The sequence below is a fragment of the Stenotrophomonas maltophilia group sp. RNC7 genome (assembly GCF_030910085.1).
In the GTDB taxonomy this organism is placed as follows: domain Bacteria; phylum Pseudomonadota; class Gammaproteobacteria; order Xanthomonadales; family Xanthomonadaceae; genus Stenotrophomonas; species Stenotrophomonas sepilia.
The window spans coordinates 1-587 of record NZ_JAVFVN010000203.1; the positions used below are offsets into that span (position 1 = coordinate 1).

Consider the following 587-nt stretch of genomic DNA (forward strand, 5'->3'; position numbering starts at 1 on the left):
CCAGCCGTATCAACGACGTGATGGTTGGTTAGAAAAAGCGGTTCTAAGCCTATATCAAAGCGGTGTAAGTACGCGACAAGTTGGTAAATTTGTGGAGCGTTTATTAGATGGTAATCCTTACTCAGCTACTACTGTATCTAATATTACCGAAAAGATTAGGGACAATATCGAAAGTTGGCAATCACGTACATTAGAGTCGAATTACACGGCACTTTATTTAGATTGCTTATTTTTTAGTGTGCGTCGCGATACGGTTGAAAAAGAGGCTATTTATATCGCTTTAGGTATTACATTGGAAGGGAAACGTGAAATCTTAGGTTTTTATGTTGGCGGAAGAGAATCGGCAAGTGGTTGGAGAGAAATTCTAGAAAATCTACATGAACGAGGTGTAAAAAACGTCTTACTAGGTATTTTCGATGGATTAACTGGCTTAGAAACAGCGTTTCTAAGTGTATACCCTAAAGCGGATGTTCAACGCTGTGTCGTGCATAAAATGAGAAATGTGTTGTCTAAAGTAAGAAAATCTGATCAGAAAGAAGTCGCAAGTGACTTTAAACAAGTGTATAAAGCTGTAGATTTACCAAGTG

General features: G+C 38.2%; 1 protein-coding gene. It reads left to right on the forward strand.

From position 1 onward, the window contains the following. A partial coding sequence (locus RCF13_RS02850) for an IS256 family transposase (RefSeq protein WP_308140822.1) occupies nt 1–587 on the forward strand: 587 nt, incomplete at both ends.